Here is a 17,637-nt window from a genome sequence, read left to right as displayed (position 1 = left end):
GCCAGGATTGCTGCGCCGACCAGCGCGGCTGAGATCAGGGCGACCCCGGCCGCGGCGACATCTACCTGCCAGCCACCGAAGGGGAACAGGTTGGAGGAGTCGTCGTGCCGGCCGGCGAAGGCGACGAAGAACGTCGCAGCGCCGTACACCGCAAACCCGGCGACGCCGATCGCCAGCGCACGGCCCAGCAGCCGCCCGACGGTGGAGCGACTGGGAAGCTCACCGCGCTCCATCCGCCAAGTGTGACCCAGCCGTGACGCAGGTCACATGACCCACGTGAACCATTTGTTGCGGCTACATTGCGCAGGTGGATGCGCCCCTCGGGATCTTCGACAGCGGTGTCGGAGGACTCACCGTGGCGCGCGCGGTGCTGGACCAGATGCCGTCGGAGTCGGTGGTGTACGTCGGTGACACCGCGAACAGTCCGTACGGACCGCGCCGGATCGCCGAGGTGAGGGCGCTCGCCCTCGACGTGATGGACGGCCTCGTCGAGCATCACGCCGTCAAGCTGCTCGTCATCGCCTGCAACTCCGCCAGCGCCGCGTGTCTGCGCGACGCCCGCGAGCGGTACTCGATCCCGGTGGTCGAGGTCATCCAACCGGCGGTACGACGCGCGGTTGCGGCCACGCGCAACGGGAAGATCGGCGTCATCGGCACCTCGGCCACCGTGGGCAGCAAGGCCTACGACGACGCGTTCGCGGCGGCTCCGCACATCGAGCTGACCAGCGCGGCGTGCCCGCAGTTCGTCGAGCGCGTCGAGCGGGGTGAGACCAACGGGCCGGAGCTGCTCGCGATCGCCGAGGAGTACCTCGCCCCGATCGTCGCCGCGGGCTGCGACACCCTGGTGCTCGGCTGTACCCACTACCCGCTGCTCACCGGCGTCATCTCCTACGTCGTCGGGGACGAGGTGACGCTCGTGTCGAGCGCGGAGGAGACCGCGAAGGACGTCTACCGCGAGCTGGCCCGCCGCGACGCGTTCCGCAGCGACGAGCTTCCCCCGCCGCGCCACCGGTTCCTGGCCACAGGTGACCCGGAGCCGTTCGAGCGGCTGGGTCGGCGGTTCCTGGGGCCCGAGGTGCGCGACGTCGCCACCGCGCAGGCGGCGCTGTGAAGCTCACCGTCGTCGGGATGGCCGGCACGTTCCCCGGCCCGGCCTCCGGATGCTCGTCGTACCTGCTCGAACACGACGGGTTCCGGATGCTGCTCGACATCGGCAACGGCTCGACCGGGGCGCTGCAGGAAGCGTGCGGCCTGCTCGGTCCGGACGCGGTGATCGTCAGCCACCTGCACGGTGACCACTACCTGGACCTCATCACCTACACCTACGCCCGCCGCTACCACCCGGACGGGATGCCGTCGAAGCTGCACGTCTACGGCCCGCGGACGATTCGCCAGTCGGTGGTCGGGGCCTACGCGCGCGACGTCGACGAGCTGTTGGACGAGGTGTACGTGTTCCACCCGGTCGAGCGGGAAGGCGTGTGCGAGGTCGGCCCGTTCGAGGTCGACCTCCGGCACGTGAACCACCCGGTCGAGACGTTCGGGATGCGGGTGAGCGCCGGTGGCCGCACGCTCACCTACAGCGCGGACACCGGGCAGACGGACGCGCTGGTCGGCCTCGCCCGCGACGCGAACCTGTTCCTGTGCGAAGCGTCGTATCTGGAGGGCGAGCAGAACCCGCCGGACGTGCACCTGACCGGGCTGCAGGCGGGGGAGTACGCGACCAGGGCCGGCGTCGAGAAGCTCGTCCTCACCCATCTCGTGCCGTGGGGCGACGCCAGCCGTAGCCTCGCGGAGGCGCAGCGCAGCTACGACGGGGACGTCGTACTCGCGCATCGCCTCCAGTCCTACGACGTCTGAGGAGTACGAGTGAGCAGCCGTCCTGACGGCCGGGCCGACGACGCCCTGCGACCGGTCACCATCACCCGGCGCTGGCTCGACCACGCTGAAGGCTCGGTGCTCGTCGAGTTCGGCCTGACGCGGGTCCTGTGCGCCGCGTCGGTGACCGAAGGGGTGCCCCGCTGGCGCAAAGGATCGGGGCTGGGCTGGGTCACCGCCGAGTACGCGATGCTGCCCCGCTCCACCCACACCCGCAGCGACCGTGAGTCCGTGAAGGGCCGGATCGGCGGGCGCACCCACGAGATCTCGCGGCTGGTGGGCCGCTCGCTTCGCGCCGCCATCGACTACCGGGCGCTCGGTGAGAACACGATCGTCATCGACTGTGACGTGCTCCAAGCCGACGGCGGCACCCGGACCGCCGCGATCACCGGCGCCTACGTCGCGCTCGCCGATGCGGTGTCCTGGCTGCGCGAGCGGAACCTGCTCACCGGTGAGCCGCTGGTCGGGTCGGTCGCCGCGGTGAGCGTCGGGATCATCGACGGCACCCCGCGGCTCGACCTCTGCTACGACGAGGACGTCAAGGCGGAGACCGACATGAACGTGGTCTGCACCGGCGACGGGCGCTTCGTCGAGGTCCAGGGGACCGCCGAGGGCGCGCCGTTCGATCGTGGCGAGCTCGACGCGCTGCTCGACCTCGGTGCCGCCGGCTGCGCGACGCTGACCGCGATGCAGGAGCGGGCGCTCGCGTCTTGACTGCGGCGCAGGTGGTTCTCGCGACCCGCAACGCCGGCAAGGTCGCCGAGCTTCGGCGCATTCTCGAGCCCTACGACGTCGAACTGGTCGGGCTCGACGCCTTCCCGGCGCTCGGCGACGTCGCAGAGACCGGTGCGACGTTCGCCGACAACGCTTTGCTCAAGGCACGGGAGACCTGCCGGGCGACCGGCCTGGTGGCGATCGCCGATGACAGCGGGCTGACCGTCGACGCGCTCAACGGGATGCCGGGCATCCTGTCGGCGCGCTGGGCCGGTCGCCACGGTGACGACGACGCAAACCTCGACCTGGTCCTCGCCCAGCTGCGCGACGTCCCGGACGGGCGTCGCGGTGCCGCCTTCGTGTGCGCCGCCGCGGCCGTCTCACCCGGCGGGGTGGAGCTCACCGTCGAGGAGCGCATCACCGGCACGCTGCTGCGCGAGCGGCGGGGCAGCGGGGGGTTCGGCTACGACCCGATCTTCGTGCCGGTCGGCGAGGCCCTGACCACCGCCGAGATGACCGCCGATCGCAAGAACGAGATCAGCCACCGCGGCAAGGCCTTCCGGGCGTTGGCGGCCCGACTTCCCGAGGTCCTCGGTACGTCGGGTCACCGCAGCTAGTCGGCGTCGAGCTTCAACACCTCGGGGTGCTCGCGGAAGTAGGCGATCGTGCGCTGCAGGCCGTCGTGGAGCTCGACTCGCGGCTCCCAGCCGAGGACCTCGCGGGCGAGGGTGATGTCGGGCTGGCGGATCGTCGGGTCGTCCTCCGGGCGTGGGATGAAGACGACCTCGCTGTCGGAGACGCACAGGTCGCGCACCGCCCAGGCGAGCTCGATCATCGAGATCTCGTGCGGGTTGCCCAGGTTCATCGGGCCCGGATGCCCCGAGGCGAGCATGCGGATCACGCCCTCGACGAGATCGTCGACGTACTGGATGGAGCGGGTCTGGGTGCCGTCGCCCGCGACGGTGATCGGCTCGCCCTTGAGCGCCTGGCGGATGAAGGTCGGGATCGCCCGGCCGTCGTTGGGTCGCATCCGCGGTCCGTGGCAGTTGAAGATCCGGATGATTGCGGTGTCGACCTCGTGGTAGCGGCGGTAGGCCATCGTCATCGCTTCGGCGAAGCGTTTGGCCTCGTCGTACACCCCGCGCGGGCCGACCGGGTTCACGTGCCCCCAGTAGCTTTCCGGCTGCGGGTGCACCTTGGGGTCGCCGTAGGTCTCCGACGTCGACGCGATCAGATAGCGGGCGGACTTCTCCTTCGCCAGGCCGAGCGTGTGAAGCGTGCCGATCGACCCGACCTTCAGGGTCTCGATCGGCAGCTGCAGGTAGTCGATCGGGGAGGCCGGGGAGGCGAAGTGCAGCACGGTGTCGACCGGGCCCGGGACGTGGATGTAGCCGGTCACGTCGACCTTGACGAGCTGGAAGCCGGAGTGCCCGAGCAGGTGCTCGACGTTGCGTGGCGAGCCGGTGAGGAAGTTGTCGAGGCAGACGACCTCGTGGCCGTCGGCAAGCAGCCGCTCGCACAGGTGCGAACCGAGAAACCCGGCGCCGCCGGTCACCACGACGCGACCCATAGATTGTGACTCGGCACCATCAGCGGGGGTACTTGAGACAATCGGTCCACCACGGGGTCGTAGCCCAACGGCAGAGGCACGTGCCTTAGGAGCACGCCAGTGCGGGTTCAAATCCCGCCGACCCCACGACCGCCGTCGCCGGTGGGGCGGCCGGGCGCCCTCAGCCGGTCTCGCCGCACGAGCTCGCACCCACCGCCGCCGCCGCGGCAGCAAGCCGGTCGGTCGAGAGGTTCTCGAGCTCGCTCACCGCGGACTCCTCCCCGGCGTCGGCCTTCAACCGGATGTCGTGCATCGAGCGGGAGAACGCCTTGCGGGCCGAAAGGAACGCCTCCCACGCCGCCGCCTCGCCGCCGTCGGGGGTCAGTGCCGCGAGCTTGTCGGTGGCGGACTGGATGATCGGGTCGATCTTGTCGAAGTACGCCGCGGTCTGGCGGATGTCGGAGATGTCGTCGGGCGCCGCCACCTGCTTGCCTGCGGTCTGCTCGGCGACGCAGATCGCGTTTGCCTGGGTGTCGAGCTGGGCCTTCGTCAACGCCGCGCCGCCGGCTGCGCCCCCGCTGCCGCCGCTGCACCCGGCGAGGACGACGACCGCGACCGTCGACGCCGCGAACCGGCGGTGCGCACGCATGAGCGCAGAATGTCACTTCGCGTCCGGCTGGGCCGACCCGGGTCCGCGGCGAGGTGACAGAGTGGAAGGGTGAGCCCAGGAGCCGTTCCCGACGTCGACGTGGCGGTCGTCGGTGGCGGCCCGGCCGGCCTTGCCGCGGCCGCTGAGGCGGCGCGCGGCGGGCTGCACACGGTGGTGTTCGAGCGCGCTCACGCGATCGGTGAGCCGGTGCGGACCAGCGGTGGGAGCTTCGTCAAGCCGTTGCGGGCGCTCGGCGTTCCGAAGCGGTGCTACCACCCGGTCCACCGCATCCGGGTGATCGGACCGACGACGTCGGCGACGAAGTCCTATCGACGGGCGGTCGGCTGCGTCATCGACGTGCGCGGCACCTACCAGTGGCTCGCCCAGCAGGCCATCGAGGCCGGCGCCGAGATCCGGCTGAAGGCCCACGTCGAGGGCATGGCGGCGCAGCGCCGCGCCCTCTCGGTGCGTGATCCCTTCCGCGGCAGGTACGAGCTCGCGGCTCGGGTCGTGGTCGACGCGAGCGGACACACCGGCTTCCTCGCTCGCGAGGCGGGCCTGCGGCCGGCGAACGACCGCAGCGCCGTCGGGATGGAGTTGGAGCTCCACGCCCCGGGCTACGACCAGGACGAGGTCGTCTTCTGGCTCGGTGACGACGTCGCGCCCGGCGGCTACGGATGGGCGTTCCCCTGCGGCGAGGGCCGGGTGCGACTCGGTGTCGGCGTGGTGCGGCCCGAAAGCGATGCCGAGCCGCGCGCGCTGCTGGAGCGGCTACGGACGCACTTCGCGCCGCTGGCCGGCGCCTCGACGGGCGCGACGTCGAGCCCGATCGAGATGCACAGCGGCCTCATGCCGGTGCTCGCGCCGGATGCGGCGACGCTGGTCGGCGACGGCCTCGTCGTGACCGGTGACGCTGCGGGGCAAGGGTCCACGCTGCTCGGCGAGGGCATCCGGTACGCGATCATTGCCGGGCGCTCCGCGGGCAAGGCGATCGTCGCGGCCGGCGGGGACTACTCGGCCCGCGGGATGGCGTCCTACCCGAAGCAGTGGCGCCGGCAGATGGGCCGCAACCTGAAGGTGTCCTACGCGATCAACGAGCGGATCTGCCGCTTCGGCGACGCGGACTGGGACCGGGTGATCCGGCGGATGGACGCGCTGACGCCGGGGCAGGCCGCTGCGGTGTTCGCCAGCGAGTTCAGCGCGCGGTGGGCCGCCTCGGTGCTGTGGACCGATCCGTCGCTCGTCCGCTCTGTGGCGCGCAACCTCAGAAGCGGCGCAGGGCGCTAGCCCACCTCGAGGTCGCGCAGCAGCTTCGCGACGTGGCCGGTGGCCTTCACGTTGTAGAACGCGTGCGCGATCTTGCCTTTGGGGTCCACGACGAAGGTCGACCGGATGACGCCGGTCACCTTTTTGCCGTACATGGTCTTCTCGCCCCACGCGCCGTACGCCGCGAGCACCGACTTGTCGGGGTCGGACAGCAGCGGGAACGTCAGGTCGTGGACCTCGCGGAACTTCGCGAGCTTCGCGGGCTTGTCGGGCGAGATCCCGACAACGGCGTAGTCACTGTCGTCGAGCAGCTTCAGGTTGTCCCGGAAGTCGCACGCCTGCTTGGTGCAGCCGGGGGTGAGCGCGGCGGGGTAGAAGTAGATGACCAGGTTGCGGCCCTTGTAGTCCGCGAGGCGGTGCTTGGTCTCGGTGTCATCGAGCAGGGTGAAGGCGGGCGCGGTGTCTCCGGAGGACAGCTTCGTCGGTTGCTCGGGCATGTGCCGACCGTAGCGCCGTTGGCGTAGCCGGCGGAGCCCGGGGGAAGATCACCGGCATGACGCCGACCCGCAAGCCCGACGTGATCGTCCGCGAGATCGAGCAGACCCGCGCCGAGCTCGCCGAGACCATCGACGCCATCACCGAGCGGCTCAACCCGAAACGAGTGGTGGAGCGCCGTGGGCCGGCCTTGGCGGCGACGGCCGGTGCCGCGGTGGTGGTGGCGGGTGTCGTCGCGGTACGCCGCCGGCACTGATCGAGCCGACTCGCGCCGTAATCCGCACCTGCGGAGCACGGATAGGAGACACTTCGTCTCGTGCGGATCTCGGCAAAGTCGGACTACGCCGTACGCGCCATGGCGGAGCTGGCAGCCGCGGGCACCGGCGGCTCGGTCAAGGCCGAGCAGATCGCGCTGGCCCAGGACATCCCGCTGAACTTCCTGCTCGGCATCCTGCGCGAGCTGCGCAACTCGCATCTGGTGCGCAGCCAGCGCGGCCGCGAGGGCGGCTACGTGCTGTCACGCTCGCCCGCCGAGATCACGCTCGCCGACGTGATCCGCGCGGTCGACGGCCCGCTGGCCAACGTCCGCGACCTCAGCCTCACCGAGCTCAGCTACCCGGGTGCCGCCGAGTCGCTGCGGGACGTCTGGATGGCGGTGCGGGGCAGCCTCCGCGAGGTCCTCGAGAACGTGACGGTCGCCGACCTCGCCGCGGGCAAGCTGCCCAAGTCCGTCAAACAGCTCGCGGAACGCCACCAGGCGGAGCGGATCTAGCCGCTCGAGCGGCTGGGCCGGCGCTAGGTGAGCAGCGCGGCGATCTCGGCGTCGATGTCGATCCCGTCGAACTCCGCGCCCGACGGCACCCGGGTGAAGGTCTCGACGAGGAACTCGAGGACCCGGTTGCGCGGCGCGAGCATCGTGGCGAGGCAGTCGGTGGCAAGGGTGATCCGCACGTCCCGGCCGGCGGGCTCGATGGTGATGTCACCCTCACCGATCGGACCGGCCATGCCGCTGGCGAGCAGGTCACGGGCGAACACCCAGACCACCGGCTCGTCGCACTGGGTGCCGATCGCGAGCGACACCGCGAGCGGGTCGCCGGCGTCGTAGCGCAGCTCGGCGTCGAGCCTGGCGTCCCCGGTACTCGCGCTGACGACCAGCGTCAGCGGCGTCGTGACCGTGCGCGAGGAGTCGAGCATCGAGTGCCTCCGGTAGCGGGATCCGGCTGATCCGTCATTCGATCAACGATCTGCCGCGCTCACGGTAACGGCCGGTCAGCGCCGTTGCGGCTTCGTCCCGCTCGGCAGCAGCTCGATCCAGGTGCGCCCGGGTGCCAGGTCGATCGGGTTGCCGGCTCGGTCGGTGAGGCTGATGCCATCGCTGATGGACTGCCGGCTCCACGAGCCTCGGATCATCTTGCCGTCGCGCAGCACCCAGGCGGGGTTGGTACCGATCGTGACGTCGAGGGGCGACTCGTTGCCGAGGATGTCCTTGATTCCGGTGTCCTGGATCGTCACGTTGAGGACGACCACGTTCGTGGCGCTGATCTGGCTGCCGTCGACCAGCCGGTCGGCGGCGCCGTCCTGGTCGCGCAGCCAGGCCTTGCCCGACCACGTCCACTGCGCGCTGGCGGCCGGCCATCCCAGATACACGCTGTGGGCGCGCTTGGCGGTGGCATCGATCGGGCCGTAGTGGAACAGCGCCGGCGGCGCCGTGAGGTTCGGGCGCTCCTTGCGGCCGACCCGCAGCAGGGTCTGCGTCGCCGCGAACACGTCGTGCGGCGCCGGCCGCGAGGAGTCGAGATGGAAGTACTCGGGGTGCTCGTCGTAGGAGACGAGTGCGGCGCCGCTGTGCTCACGGATCGGCGGCATGTCCTTCGGGTTCGCCCCGGAGTAGCCGAGCACACTGCCGTGCAGGAGGGCGAGCAGGTCGGCGTCGGTGATCCGGGCTGACCGGATCGGGCCGACCACCGGCGCCTTCTGGCACTGGTAGATCGCCATCAGCCGGGTGAGGCCGCCCTCGACCAGCTCCTCGACGACGACGTCGGCGTTGTTGACGCCGGCCTGGGGCAGCGCGTCGGAGACGTTGTCGATCTTGATCGCGAGGGCGGGGCGCTTCACGTCCTCCGACCGGGTGGCGGGCTGCCCGGTCAGCGGGCACGCAGGTGGCGCGGCCTGGCTGGTCGTGGTGTCCGTGCTCGTCGGCGTACCGCCGCCGGAGCTCGACCCGGAGCAGCCCGCAAGCGTGAGGGCGCCCGCCACGAGCAGTACGCCGGCTGCCGGGCGGTGCTTGATCAGCTGCATGGATTCGAGGCCCCTGTCGTGACGGTCGGTCGGTTCGTGGCACCGGCGATCTTGACCGGCTTGACACCTTGGAAGGACGACCCGACGACGAGGACGATCTTGTCGCCGAGCGAGTTGACCTCTTGGCTGCTCGCTCCGGGTACGGCGGCGACCACGGTTCGCTCGGAGTCGGCGCGCTGCGGCCCGTACTCGACGACGGTGCTCGACGAGTCCGTCCCGGACGGGGCGTCGCCGGTCCCGCTGACCGAGAACCCGAGCCCGGTGAGCTGGTTCGCCGCTTTCGCCGCGAGGCCGTTGGTGGAGGTGGCGTTGAGCACCTGGAGCGAGATGTCGCCGGGCGGGATGGTGAGCTGCGTCGCACGCACCACGTTGGTGATCGGCTTGTCGTCGGTGAAGTCGGTGAACAGCCGCTTCGACAGCACCGGGTCCCACAACACCGCGGAACCGACGGGAGTGGCGAGTGCGGTGTTGGACAGCGGAACGGTCAGCAGCGACACGTTCTTCGGTGACATCGAGTGCAAGGCCTTGGCAAGGGTGAACATCTGTGACGTACCGAAGCCGCTGTCGGTCGTCAGCGAGCTGGCGACCGCCTTGAGGAAGCTGTAGAGCTTCGGGAGGTCCAGCAGCACCCCGGTGCTCTCGGCCTTGTTCATCATCGCGGCCATGAACTTCTGCTGGCGCTGGATGCGGCCGAGGTCGCCGGTCGCCGGGTCGAACTCGCGGGCGCGGACGTACTCCAGCGCGGTTGCGCCGTCGAGGTGGCTCGTGCCGGCGGGCAGGTCGAGCCCGCTGCCCACGTTCGTGCCGCTCGCCGGGTCGTAGTGGATCGGGTCGTCGATGGGGGTGGCGGAGCAGATGTTCACGCCACCGAGGGCGTTGACCATCTTCACGAAGCCCAGGAAGTTGATCTCGATGTAGTGGTCGATGCGGACGTGGGTGTTGTCCTCGACCGTCTCGATCGTGAGCTTCGCGCCGCCCTCGGAGTAGGCGGCGTTCAGCTTGTTCATCTGTGCCGGGACCAGCTGGCCGTGCGAGCGATGAGCGGGGATCTTGACGTAGGAGTCGCGCGGCAGGCTGACCATCACCGCCTTGCCGCCGCCTGCCGGGATGTGCAGCAGGATCATCGTGTCGGAGCGGCGCCCGTCCGCCTTGCCGACATGGAGCTGAAGCTCCTCCTGGCGAGTCAGGCCGGCGCGGCTGTCCGAGCCCACGATCAGGATGTTGAGGTCGCCGGAGGCGCCGCCGCTCGGCCGGCTGCACGAGTGGCAGAACGGGTTGATGTGCTTGATGCTGCCGAGGATCGACGACACCGCGAGCCACCCGACGCCGGCGGCGACGAGGACGACGACGGCCATCGCCCCTGCGGTCGTCGCGAGCAGCCTGCGGCGGGTCCAGCGGCGCAGCCATCCGGGCCCCCACCGGCGATGCTCGCCCGGCGCCACGGTGCGAGGCCTGCCGGGGCTTGGCGACGCGGTCGGCGAGGTACGCCCGCGCTGCGCCGGGCGACGCGGATCGAGCTCCGGCGGAAGCGGACGACGGGTGCGCGGCGGGGAGCCGTCGGGCGGTTCCGTCACCCTCGCGAACCTACGCGCTCAACCCCCTCGCGGCCTGTTGCCGCGCCTAGCTCAGACACCCGGGCTTCGCCGCCGAGATCGAGGTGAAGGTCGGGGTGGGGGTGGGCGTCGGGGTCGATGAGGCGCCCGTGACGGTCACCGGCTCGACGCTGCTGAAGTCGCTGCCGACGATCAGCGTGATCGTGTCCCCGGCCGCCGCGTCGGCGACGCGTCGCGAGCCAGGGACCGCGGCGGCCACGGTCTGCGAGGACTGGACCTTGTCCGGCCCGTACTCCACGACCGAGCTCGTGTAGGTCTCCTTGTCGGCGTCGCCGACGCTCACCACGTGGAAGCCCTCAGCGGTGAGCTCACCGGCGACCTTGCCGGCGAGGCCGGCGGTCGCGGTGCCGTTCTCGACCGCGACGTTGATCTCGTTCGGCGGCACGATCAGCGCCGGCCCGGTCGGGGTCGCAGTGGGGGTCGGCGTGGGAGACGGGCTCGGGGTGGTGCCGGGCAGCGGAAGGTCGTGGCGCAGGTCGTTCCACAGTTCCGGCGCCTGCGTCGGGTCCCACTCGACGTCGCCGTACGGCAGACCGGGCTGGTCGGTGAGGTTGGGCACGGTCAACAGGTGGACGCCACCCGCGCCGACCGAGTGCAGCGCGCTCGCCAGCTGCTTCATCGTGCCGAGCCCGAACCCGTCGGTGGTGAGCGAGCCGGCGGCCGCACTGAGGAAGCTCTGCAGCTTGATGGGGTTGACGAGCAGGCTGGTGCTCGTCGCCTTGCGGATCATCGCCGCGACGAACTCCTGCTGACGCTTGATGCGGGGCAGGTCGCCGCCGCCGTCGAGACTCTCGCGGGCGCGCATCAGGTCCAGCGCCTGTTGCCCGTCGATCTCGACGTCCTTGCCGGCCGGCAGGTCCAGGCCGGTGCCGACGTTGCCCTGTGAGACCGAGGAGTAGAAGACGGGATCCTTGAGCGGGACCGCGACGCACATGCGGACCCCGCCGAGGGCTTCGACCATGTGCTCGAAGCCGACGAAGTCGACGACCGCGTAGTGGTCGATGTGCAAGCCGGTCAGCGTCTCGATCGTGTGGACCGTGCAGCTCGCGGCGTACTTCGGGTAGTACTCGCCGCCGATCGAGAACGCGGCGTTGAACTTCGTCATCTCGGGCGCCGATGTCGTGCCGTCCGGCTTCACCACGCACGACGGGATCTGGACGTAGGAGTCGCGCGGGATGCTGATGATCGTCGCGCCGCCGTCGTTGGCCGAGATGTGCAGGATCATCGTGGTGTCGGAGCGCGCGCCTTGCACGTTCGATCCGCCCGTCCCCTTGCCGTTCGCGCCGGCGCGGGTGTCGGAGCCGATCAGCACGAAGTTCTCCGCCTTGGTCGCGATCTTGGCCGGGTTGCTCGCACCCGGCGGCAGCACGACCGGCTGCGTGGTGATCTTGGAGTTGAGGTAGAAGTAGTCCGCGACGCCCGCTGCCACGACCAGCAGCGCGAGCCCGCCGACCACGGCCGCGGTCCAGCGCAGGATCCGGGCCCACTGCGGGCGGCGGTGTGTCGGCTGGTCCTGAGGCGTCCAGCCTCCCGACGGCTGCGCCTCCCCGGACGCCGGAGGCGTGGTCACTTGGGGGGCTCCTTCACATACGGCAGCGTGGCTGCCGAACAGCGATCATCGATCATAGGCCGCGCTTGCTGAACCTTTTCTTAGAGGACGCTTACGCTCGGTTGCACTGTGACTCCTTCGCCGCCGGGATCGTCGGGCCGCAGATCGTTGACGTTCGGGCTGCTCGCGGGGTTGGCCACGCTCGTCTTGCTCGGGCCGCTCGGTGTCAGCGCCGCGCCGGCCGCTGCCGCAGCCACCACGCCGCCGCCCGCGGTGCACGAGGTGTACGCGGTGCCACCGGGCGGCGCGTACACGATCGCGGGACACGGCGCCGGGCACGGCCACGGGCTGTCGCAGTGGGGCGCGTACGGCGCGGCGAAGGTCGACCACCTGTCGAGCAACCAGATCCTGGCGTTCTACTACCCCCACACCACCCTGGCGACCAAGTCCACCTCACAACCGGTCCGGGTGCTGCTGAGCGCCGCGGACGCCCCCGCGAAGGGGTATTTGGAGTTCGACCCGGCGCCTGGCCTCGCGGTCGCGCTGGCCGGGAACGCCGCGACGACGCTGGGCACCGCCTCGCCCGACGGCGAGCCGGTGGATCTGTGGCGCATCGCGAAGAGCGGCGCCTCGCTGACCCTTCAGGCCCACTACGGCGGCACGTGGCACGACCAGACCCCGACCCTCGGTGCGACCGCCACCGTCACCGACACCGCTTCGCTCATCGGGGTCGAGGTGCCGAGCGGGTCGTCGACGAAGTCGGTCGACTACCGCGGCGCGATGGTCGCCCAACTCCAGTCAGGGGCGCTCCAGGTGGTCGACGACGTGCCGGTGGACGCCTACGTCGACTCCGTCGTCCCGGCGGAGATGCCGTCGAGCTGGTCGCCGGCCGCGCTCCAGGCCCAGGCCGTCGCGGCGAGGACGTACGCCTGGCGCGCCATGGCGGCGCCCAAAGCGTCCTGGTACGACCTGGACGGCGACACCCGGGATCAGAGCTACCCCGGCGCCGGGGTCGAGACCACCCGCACGGACAACGCGGTCCATGCGACTGCCGGGGAGATCGTCGTCGACGCCTCCGGTGCCGCGGTCTTCGCCCAGTACAGCTCCTCCGACGGCGGCTGGACGGTTTCCGGCGGCGAGCCGTACCTGCCCGCCGAACGCGACCCGTACGACGCAGCGGTTCCCAACGGCGAGAACGCCTGGTCCACCACCGTGACGGCGGCCGCGATCGCGGCGGCCTACCCGTCGGTCGGCGCGTTGCGGCAGCTCGTGGTGACCGGGCGCGACGGGCACGGCGTGTGGGGCGGCCGGGTGACGACGCTGTCGGTCGTCGGCGCCAACGCGACCGTGACGACCACCGGAGCACAGTTCGCGGCGGCGCTGGGCCTGCACAGCCCGTGGTTTCGCCCGACGCCGCCGCCGGGCGCGCCGACCGCGGTGGCGGCGTCGGCGAGCGGCGGCACCGTGACCGTGACGTGGACCGCGCCGGCGGTGGACGCGGGCGCCGCCGCGGTGACCGGGTACCGGGTCAGGCTCACGCCGGGGGCGCACCGGACGGCGGTCACCGCGACCGCGACGACGGCGACCTTCACCGGCATCGCCGCCGGCACCTACACCGCGACGGTGGTCGCGACCAGCGCGGCCGGGGCGAGCCCGGCCGGGTCGGCGAGCGTCACCGTCGTCCTCGTCTAAGTTGGACGGATGTCCGCAGCCGATGAGCTAGTTGCCCACAACGTCGGCTACGCCAAGACCTACCCCGGTCCGCGTCCGGTCGTCCCGGCTCGCCACCTGACGGTGGTCACGTGCATGGACTCCCGGATGGACGTGCACGCGATGCTCGGTCTCGAGCTCGGCGAGGCCCACGTCATCCGCAACGCGGGCGGCATCGTGACCGACGACGTCGTACGTTCGCTGGCCATCAGCCAGCGTCGGCTGCGTACCGAGGCGGTCGTCGTCATCCATCACACCGACTGCGGGCTGCTCAACCTCGACGAGGACGCGTTCGCCGCCGAGCTGGCCGCGGACGCCGGCAGTGCGCCGTCGTGGCGGTCGGGGACGTTCTGCGACGTCTACGAGGACGTGCGCAAGTGCGTCGCGCAGCTGCAGGCGTCGCCGTACCTGAAGACCACGAGCGACATCCGCGGGTTCGTCTTCGACGTGGACAGCGGTTTGCTTCAGGAGGTGTGAGCCGGGATCACGCCGAGGCGACCGCGCTGGTAGTCCTCGAACGCCTGCTGCACCTCGGCCTTGGTGTTCATCACGAACGGGCCCATCCACGCGACCGGCTCACGCAATGGCGTGCCACCCAGCAGCAAGACGTCGAGGCCGGCGCTGTGGCGAGCGTCCTGGGCGGCGTCCGCCGCCACCGTCAGCGAGCCTCCGGGACCGAAGACGGCCAGCTGGCCGGTCCGTACCGCGATCCGTTCGGTGCCGACCGTGCCGCTGCCTGACAGGACGTAGCCGAGGGCGTTGAAGTCCGCTCGCCACGGCAGGGTCAGACTCGCGCCGGGCGCGACGGTCGCGTGGACCATCGTCATCGGGGTGTACGTCGAGCCCGGGCCGCTCACGCCCGCCACGTCGCCGGCGATCACGCGGATCAGCGCGCCGGCGTCGGGTGAGGTGAGCAACCCGACGCCGCCGGCGCGCAGGTCCTGGTAACGCGGTGCGATCAGCTTCTGGACGCGGGGGAGGTTGACCCACAGCTGGATGCCGTGGAAGAGCCCGCCGCTGGCAACGAGCGCCTCCGGCGGCTTCTCGATGTGCAGGATGCCGCCTCCGGCGGTCATCCACTGCGTGTCGCCGTTGGTGATGACGCCGCCGCCGCCGTTGGAGTCCTGGTGCTCGAACGTGCCGTCGATGATGTAGGTGACCGTCTCGAACCCGCGATGCGGGTGCCACGGCGTCCCCTTGGGCTCACCCGGCGCGTACTCGACCTCACCCATCTGATCCATGTGCACGAACGGGTCGAGATCGGCGAGGTCCACGCCGTGGAAGGCGCGGCGGACCGGGAAGCCCTCGCCTTCGAACCCGCCCGGCGCGGTGGTCACGCTTTTGACCGGCCGCGGGATCGTCGTCGACACCCCCGGTGCGGGGAGCCGCTGGAGGGTGGTCAGGTCGGGGACGGTGACGGCGGGCATTGTGGCCTCCTACGTGGGCTGGCTACTCAGCCTGGACAACATAGTTGCGCAGACAACTATTCCGCGACGCGGGGTCCCGGGATGCCGCGGAAGCGGAACGGCTCGGGCTGCCGTCCCGGCTGGATGTACCAGCACTCGGCGGAGCGGCCCGAGGTCAGGGCCGCCATGAACGCGTCGACCACGCGCTCGACCTCGATCAGCGGGATGCCGCTGTCGGCGAGCACGCCCCGGATCTCGTTGACGATCTCGGTGTCGGCGAAGCCCGGGCACAGCGCGTTGACCCGGATGCCCTGGTTGGGCCAGTCGTCGCCGAGCGCGCGCACCAATCCGACGACCGCGTGCTTGTTCGCGCCGTAGACCGGGTCGAAGGCGGTGCCGGTGAGACCCGCGAGGCTCGCGGTGGCGATCAGGTCGCCGCCGCCGTCGGCCTTCAGTGCCGCGTACGCCGCGTGTGCGCCGTACACGACGCCGTCGATGTTGACCCCCATCGCCCGGCGGTAGAGCGCGGGGTCGAAGTCCTCGCCGAGGCCGCAGCCGGTGGTGACCCCGGCGTTGAGGAACGCGATGTCGAGCCGGCCGTGCTTGTCGAGGACGGCGCGCACCGCCGCCTGGCACTGCTCGAAGCTCGTCACGTCACAGGCCACGAAGCTGCCGCCCAGCTCCTCGGCGAGCGCTTGCCCGGCGGCTTCCTTGATGTCGGACAGGACGACGGTCGCGCCGTGGCCGGTGAGCCGGCGGGCGACCGCGGCGCCGAAGCCCTGGGAGCCGCCGGTGATCCAGGCGATGCGGCCGGTGAGGTCGACGCTCATGGGGTGCCTCCGAAGATGTCTGCCGAGATCGCTTTGGACCACGGTCGTGCCAGCTCGCGCAGCCGCGCGACGCGCGCTTGCCCGAGGTGGGCGTACGGCGCGGCGGCGGCCTGGTCAGTCTGCCGCTCGATCTCCTCGCGCAGCGCGCGCCCCGCCTCGGTCAGCGTCCCGTCCGCGACCAGACCGCGCTCGACGACGCGTGCCTCGCCCGCGGCCCACTCCTCGTCGGTCCAGCCGCGGGTGGCGCGGACCATGTCGAGCACCATCGGGCTCTGCCCGCTCGCCAGGTGGGTCACGAGAGCGCCGACCCCGTCCAGGCCGGCGAGGGTGAGTGCAGCGACGTGGCCGTCTCCGCGGTGCTCGCGCAGCAGCGTCTGGGCGTGGAAGAGCTGTAGATGGGCCGGCTGCGGCCACGGCAGCCGCTGATGACCGGCGAACAGCGGCCTGCCGAGCGCGGACAGCACGGTGGTCGCTTCGCGGGCGAGCGCGGCCGCCTCCGCCATCTCCGGTGAGGCGAGGACGTCGTCCCCGAGGACTCGGCGGTAGAGGGTGTCGATCCCGCGCAGCCGCGCTTCGAACAGCGCCTCGGGGGTGGTGTCCTGCCACACCGCGGGGATGGCCTGACGGACCAGGGACGGTGCGAAGTTGAAGAAGGTCGCGACGACGACCTCGGGCTCGACGATGCCCATCGGCGCCGAGCGCACCGCGAAGTAGCTGCGCAGCGTGCCCTTCGCCCCCGCCTCGGCGTAGGCGGCGGCGAGCTCGGCCCCGAAGTAGGCGGCGGTGTGCAGCGGCTCGAGCGTGCGGTGGGCCTTGCGGGCCAGCGACAGATCCGAAACTGATTCGGTTTGGCTCATCCCGGAACTCTAGGCACCTGTCCACTGGACCCGGCCACAACGGCCGTCGTGAACATTTGGAATACGGGAAGTGGCGGGCGGACTGACAAATCGGTAGAGTCACTTGTGGATCGTCACAAAAAGGGACGATTCGTGCGTTTCGGGCGCCAAATCCCGCCACCGGAGCGCAGTGGACCGAGTCACATCGGTACGGCGGGAGCGGAGGACCCAGTTCTTCCGGGAGGGTGAAGCCACACCGGCTTCTCGCTCCCTCGGGGTGAAGCTGCGCAAGCAGCCGGGCGATCTTTCCCCTCGCGTCCGAACCCGACAGCTAACTTCGCCGGCGTCCGAGGAAACGCGACATCCGTGCAGCCTCCCAAGACTGCTTCTCGCCGTACCCGCTACGCCAGCCTGGTAAACCCGACTCGTCGCCGGATCGGCGTGGGCGCCGGGGTCGTGGCGGTGATCGTGGGCTCCGCGGCTCCGGCCTTTGCCATCAATCCCGGCGGCGGACGACACCGGATCGAGGTCGAGCGGGCGGCGGGCACGTTCCACGCCAGTCACGCGCAGCGCACGGTTGCTGCGCATGCCGCGGACGACTCGTTCCTCGACCAGGAGCTGTACAAGCTGCGGATGTGCGAGTCGCACGACAACTACCAGGACAACACCGGCAACGGCTACTACGGCGCGTACCAGTTCGCGCTGCAGACGTGGGAGGACCTCGGCATGACCGGGCGCCCCGACCAGGCCGCACCCGCGATGCAGGACTACGCCGCGAAGGTGCTCCATGCCCGTGCCGGCTGGGGCCCGTGGCCGGCCTGTGCGGCCAAGGAAGGCCTCACCTGAT

At 70.9% G+C, this 17,637-nt stretch carries 21 protein-coding genes, 1 tRNA gene and 1 riboswitch; of the genes, 11 read left to right on the top strand and 11 right to left on the bottom strand.

Features of this window, described 5'->3' with window-relative positions:
* A partial coding sequence (locus VG899_15230) for a hypothetical protein (protein HWA67712.1) occupies positions 1-233 on the bottom strand: 233 nt, incomplete at its 3' end.
* 65 nt (positions 234-298) lie between these two features.
* Between VG899_15230 and murI the strand changes: the two genes are divergently transcribed.
* Genes murI through rdgB form a run of 4 tightly spaced genes read left to right on the top strand, consistent with a single transcriptional unit; the run spans position 299 to position 3,206 of the window.
* Positions 299-1,111, top strand: coding sequence for a glutamate racemase (murI, locus tag VG899_15225; GenBank protein ID HWA67711.1), 813 nt, complete (start codon positions 299-301; stop codon positions 1,109-1,111).
* Positions 1,108-1,857, top strand: coding sequence for an MBL fold metallo-hydrolase (locus tag VG899_15220; GenBank protein HWA67710.1), 750 nt, complete (start codon positions 1,108-1,110; stop codon positions 1,855-1,857). The genes murI and VG899_15220 overlap by 4 nt, the downstream gene beginning before the upstream one ends.
* Positions 1,858-1,866: 9 nt before the next feature.
* Positions 1,867-2,589 carry a ribonuclease PH gene (gene rph, locus VG899_15215; protein HWA67709.1) on the top strand — a complete coding sequence of 241 codons (723 nt, stop codon included), beginning with the start codon at positions 1,867-1,869 and terminating at the stop codon, positions 2,587-2,589.
* Positions 2,586-3,206 (top strand): RdgB/HAM1 family non-canonical purine NTP pyrophosphatase, encoded by a 621-nt coding sequence (rdgB, locus tag VG899_15210; protein ID HWA67708.1) that lies wholly within the window; start codon positions 2,586-2,588, stop codon positions 3,204-3,206. Before rph ends, rdgB begins: the two co-directional genes overlap by 4 nt.
* Here the strand turns inward: rdgB and VG899_15205 are convergent.
* Positions 3,203-4,159: a UDP-glucuronic acid decarboxylase family protein gene (locus VG899_15205; GenBank protein ID HWA67707.1), complete on the bottom strand. Its 957-nt coding sequence runs from the start codon at positions 4,157-4,159 to the stop codon at positions 3,203-3,205. The genes rdgB and VG899_15205 overlap by 4 nt on opposite strands.
* A gap of 53 nt (positions 4,160-4,212) precedes the next feature.
* Between VG899_15205 and VG899_15200 the strand changes: the two genes are divergently transcribed.
* A tRNA-Leu gene (locus tag VG899_15200) sits at positions 4,213-4,285 on the top strand.
* A 34-nt stretch (positions 4,286-4,319) separates the two neighbouring features.
* Here the strand turns inward: VG899_15200 and VG899_15195 are convergent.
* Positions 4,320-4,787, bottom strand: a complete 468-nt coding sequence (locus VG899_15195) for a hypothetical protein (GenBank protein ID HWA67706.1) — start codon at positions 4,785-4,787, stop codon at positions 4,320-4,322.
* Between the two features lie 69 nt (positions 4,788-4,856).
* Between VG899_15195 and VG899_15190 the strand changes: the two genes are divergently transcribed.
* Entirely contained in the window at positions 4,857-6,074 is a 1,218-nt protein-coding gene (locus VG899_15190) for an NAD(P)/FAD-dependent oxidoreductase (protein HWA67705.1), read from the top strand.
* Here the strand turns inward: VG899_15190 and bcp are convergent.
* Positions 6,071-6,550 carry a thioredoxin-dependent thiol peroxidase gene (gene bcp / locus VG899_15185; protein HWA67704.1) on the bottom strand — a complete coding sequence of 160 codons (480 nt, stop codon included), beginning with the start codon at positions 6,548-6,550 and terminating at the stop codon, positions 6,071-6,073. The genes VG899_15190 and bcp overlap by 4 nt on opposite strands.
* A 56-nt stretch (positions 6,551-6,606) precedes the next feature.
* On the opposite strand from bcp, the gene VG899_15180 reads away from it, so the two are divergent.
* Positions 6,607-6,804, top strand: a complete 198-nt coding sequence (locus VG899_15180) for a DUF3618 domain-containing protein (GenBank protein ID HWA67703.1) — start codon at positions 6,607-6,609, stop codon at positions 6,802-6,804.
* A gap of 60 nt (positions 6,805-6,864) precedes the next feature.
* Entirely contained in the window at positions 6,865-7,320 is a 456-nt protein-coding gene (locus VG899_15175; protein HWA67702.1) for an Rrf2 family transcriptional regulator, read from the top strand.
* Positions 7,321-7,343: 23 nt separating this feature from the next.
* Here the strand turns inward: VG899_15175 and VG899_15170 are convergent, their stop codons facing one another.
* The 4 genes from VG899_15170 to VG899_15155 form a co-directional block, all read right to left on the bottom strand.
* Entirely contained in the window at positions 7,344-7,742 is a 399-nt protein-coding gene (locus VG899_15170) for an SsgA family sporulation/cell division regulator (protein ID HWA67701.1), read from the bottom strand.
* A 75-nt stretch (positions 7,743-7,817) separates the two neighbouring features.
* Positions 7,818-8,846 (bottom strand): DUF3048 domain-containing protein, encoded by a 1,029-nt coding sequence (locus VG899_15165; GenBank protein HWA67700.1) that lies wholly within the window; start codon positions 8,844-8,846, stop codon positions 7,818-7,820.
* Positions 8,837-10,420, bottom strand: a complete 1,584-nt coding sequence (locus tag VG899_15160; GenBank protein ID HWA67699.1) for an LCP family protein — start codon at positions 10,418-10,420, stop codon at positions 8,837-8,839. Before VG899_15160 ends, VG899_15165 begins: the two co-directional genes overlap by 10 nt.
* 46 nt (positions 10,421-10,466) lie before the next feature.
* Positions 10,467-12,029 (bottom strand): LCP family protein, encoded by a 1,563-nt coding sequence (locus tag VG899_15155; protein HWA67698.1) that lies wholly within the window; start codon positions 12,027-12,029, stop codon positions 10,467-10,469.
* A gap of 108 nt (positions 12,030-12,137) precedes the next feature.
* Here VG899_15155 and VG899_15150 point away from each other — a divergent pair, with 108 nt between their 5' ends.
* The gene (locus VG899_15150; GenBank protein HWA67697.1) at positions 12,138-13,700 is read left to right on the top strand and encodes a SpoIID/LytB domain-containing protein; all 1,563 of its coding nucleotides are present in this window, start codon (positions 12,138-12,140) and stop codon (positions 13,698-13,700) included.
* 9 nt (positions 13,701-13,709) lie between these two features.
* The gene (locus tag VG899_15145; protein HWA67696.1) at positions 13,710-14,195 is read left to right on the top strand and encodes a carbonic anhydrase; all 486 of its coding nucleotides are present in this window, start codon (positions 13,710-13,712) and stop codon (positions 14,193-14,195) included.
* On the opposite strand, the gene VG899_15140 is transcribed toward VG899_15145, so the two are convergent.
* The 3 genes from VG899_15140 to VG899_15130 are packed head-to-tail and all read right to left on the bottom strand — an operon-like array spanning position 14,183 to position 16,811.
* Positions 14,183-15,145 (bottom strand): pirin family protein, encoded by a 963-nt coding sequence (locus tag VG899_15140; GenBank protein HWA67695.1) that lies wholly within the window; start codon positions 15,143-15,145, stop codon positions 14,183-14,185. The two genes, VG899_15145 and VG899_15140, sit on opposite strands and share 13 nt — an antisense overlap.
* Positions 15,146-15,201: 56 nt before the next feature.
* The gene (locus tag VG899_15135) at positions 15,202-15,954 is read right to left on the bottom strand and encodes an SDR family NAD(P)-dependent oxidoreductase (GenBank protein ID HWA67694.1); all 753 of its coding nucleotides are present in this window, start codon (positions 15,952-15,954) and stop codon (positions 15,202-15,204) included.
* Positions 15,951-16,811 carry a hypothetical protein gene (locus tag VG899_15130; GenBank protein HWA67693.1) on the bottom strand — a complete coding sequence of 287 codons (861 nt, stop codon included), beginning with the start codon at positions 16,809-16,811 and terminating at the stop codon, positions 15,951-15,953. Before VG899_15130 ends, VG899_15135 begins: the two co-directional genes overlap by 4 nt.
* 134 nt (positions 16,812-16,945) lie before the next feature.
* A riboswitch (cyclic di-AMP (ydaO/yuaA leader) is annotated at positions 16,946-17,151 on the top strand.
* Positions 17,152-17,156: 5 nt separating this feature from the next.
* Between VG899_15130 and VG899_15125 the strand changes: the two genes are divergently transcribed.
* The gene (locus VG899_15125) at positions 17,157-17,636 is read left to right on the top strand and encodes a transglycosylase family protein (protein ID HWA67692.1); all 480 of its coding nucleotides are present in this window, start codon (positions 17,157-17,159) and stop codon (positions 17,634-17,636) included.
* Position 17,637: the final 1 nt, after the last annotated feature.

It is taken from the genome of Mycobacteriales bacterium (genome assembly GCA_035550055.1).
GTDB lineage: Bacteria > Actinomycetota > Actinomycetes > JAFAQI01 > JAFAQI01 > DASZTV01.
This window is presented reverse-complemented; position numbering and strand designations above follow the sequence as displayed.